The 2,451-nt window shown below is 44.5% G+C and carries 1 protein-coding gene and 1 pseudogene; both read right to left on the bottom strand.

Annotated features, from left to right (window positions below; all coding sequences use genetic code 11):
* Positions 1-191 precede the first annotated feature (191 nt).
* Positions 192-1,712, bottom strand: coding sequence for a reverse transcriptase domain-containing protein (locus F6K49_RS41340; protein ID WP_075905691.1), 1,521 nt, complete (start codon positions 1,710-1,712; stop codon positions 192-194).
* Between the two features lie 524 nt (positions 1,713-2,236).
* Positions 2,237-2,451 (bottom strand): annotated as a pseudogene (locus F6K49_RS41335) (hypothetical protein); the annotation flags it as partial.

Below are 2,451 nucleotides of genomic sequence, written 5' to 3'. Positions count from 1 at the left end.
ATGGGATATCTGGTCATATCTCCTCTGATAACCCCCTCGACTAATTAAATAAAACTTGAAGTTAAATACTTGAAGTTAACGGAAAAAACGTTAAGGCTCAAGGTAAGAAACATTATTAGAGTCGATGCCCGGTATTATCCGGGGCACCTCTCCTTCAAATCCGTACGTGAAGGTTTCCCCTCATACGGCTCCTAGGTGTCCTTGTCTTTCGACTTGCCCCCGTGAATATATTGGTGACAGCTTTGGTGAACAGCCATTAGGTTGTTTATCTTCCAGTTGTCATGATTTCCATCAATGTGGTGAAGGTGTACCTTTTCCTCACTAACGAATTTCAGTCCGCAATATTCACAGGAATGGTTTTGCTTCTTTAAAGCCTCTGCTGTAGCATCGAAGTAGAGCTTAGAGTTTCTCTGACTCCAATAGACTAAATCTCCGTCATATGGGGATTTAGTCCCTTTTACCATTACGTGTTTATTTTGTTCATACTCAACTGCGGGGAAGCTTTTCTTGCATAGCTTATTGGCCTGATATCGGTTCGTCTTTTTTTCCTTGCGGAATTTTCGATTTGCCGTGTTATTCATGAACCATAATCTATCTCGGGAGCTGCTCATGTCACAGTTTTTGTGGTAATTCCTCCATCCACGTACAATGGGGGCTAGTTTTTTGGCTTTAGTTTCCGCACCATAATTCGAGCTGTTGACTATGGTCTTTATTTTCTTACGGATGTTCTTATGATTCTCCACTGAGGGAGTGCAATGAAACTTTCCGTTTTGCTTGACACGCATGTGCCATCCCAGAAAATCGAATCCATCTGTCGTTTTGGTTATCTTGGTCTTTTCTTCACTGATTTCCATCCCGCGCTCTGCCAAAAATTTCTTGATTTTATTCAAGATTTTTTCGGCGTTATCTTTTGGTTTTAGGAATATGACCATGTCGTCCGCATAACGAACGCTAGGGTGTATATCCTCTATTCCGTCAAGTGCAATATTGGCTAGTAGTGGGCTGACTACACCTCCCTGTGGGGTTCCTTGCTCAGGAAATTCCAGGTCAACTCCGGCCTTAAGGCATCTGAATATCCCAGTCTTCAAACTTGCTGGTGCAATTAACCTGTCCATGATGGACTTATGGGAAATGCGGTCGAAACACTTTTTAATGTCTAGTTCTATTACTCTCTTGTTGATGCCTTTGCAGAACGAGTTTAAGTTTTGGAACACGTACTTTTGTACATCATGAGCACTTCTACCTGTCCTAAATCCGTAACTACGGGCGTGGAATGTGGCTTCGTGTGCTGGTTCGAGGGCGAATTTTGCTAGACATTGCCATGCTCTGTCTGTGATGGTAGGTATCTTGAGTTTTCTTATTTTCCCATTTTTCTTGGGAATTGGGATTTCGCGAAGACCGGAGTGGTGCCAGTCAAGGGCATTTCCCTTCATTATCTCAAGTACTTTAAACCTTTCATTACAGCTCAGTGCGGTTTTGCCGTCTATTCCGGCGGTTTTCTTGCCCTGATTGAGCTGAGTCACTTGACGTATGGCCAAAAGTTGAGCTGAGCGGGATTTCAGAATCAGTTTCTGTAGAGACCGAGCTTTCCTCAAGTCACCAGCTTTAACTGCTTTATATACGCGCCTTTGTAGGCGGAAAAGGTTTTTCCGGAGTTGTTTCCAGTTTTGTCCTTTCCAAAGGTCACTAGATTTTTGTCTGTGTCTACCCATACTCTCCATTGGTTTGTATATTCTGAACACCCGTGCCCAGTTTTGAACACATCTTACCCGGTGGTGGGGATTAGGCTTTGGCATAGCTTACTGAGGTTACGACCGTTCCTCCGACCCTTTTGTTTATTGCCACCGTTTTTACTCGTTCCATCATCCAGATTGTTTTGATGATTTAGGGCAGTCCAATTTGCCTATCCTCTTCTCGGGGTTACGACTATCAACAGGAAAACGTCGTGAGAATTAAAGGATGAAGTCCACATGGTTTGTTTCAGATTGTGGCTTCTGCGTAAGACACTTTTCTAGGACTTGTTTGCCCATGTCATCTCCTCCTTAGCGGTAGGGAACCTAATCTGTTTCAGTCCTAATTCCGCCCTGATGCCAGCGTCACTCTGTAGGTTGCCGCCTACTCGGTGTGGCCAGATAGAGAGTCACTTGTCCCTTCAAGGGGTGGATTTTCACCACCATCCGGAAGATAGTTAGGATTTTGAGGTGTTATCCTCACGAATCCCCTCACTCATACCCCTCTAGCTTCTAGAGGCTCCTAGTGAGAACGAGCCGCACCCGGTTACGCAGTAGACTAAAATGGAAGCTGCTGCGATCAAAGCTCCAATGGTAGGGTCAACTCCAAAAAATACATCAAGGGTCTTGGCAGCTGCAGCAAATTGTGCGGCAGTATAGGCTCCGATAAATACAACAGTGATCACAGCAACGATCAACGTGATTATTCGTCTGCCTTGAG

It is taken from the genome of Moorena sp. SIO3I6 (genome assembly GCF_010672095.1).
This window is presented reverse-complemented; position numbering and strand designations above follow the sequence as displayed.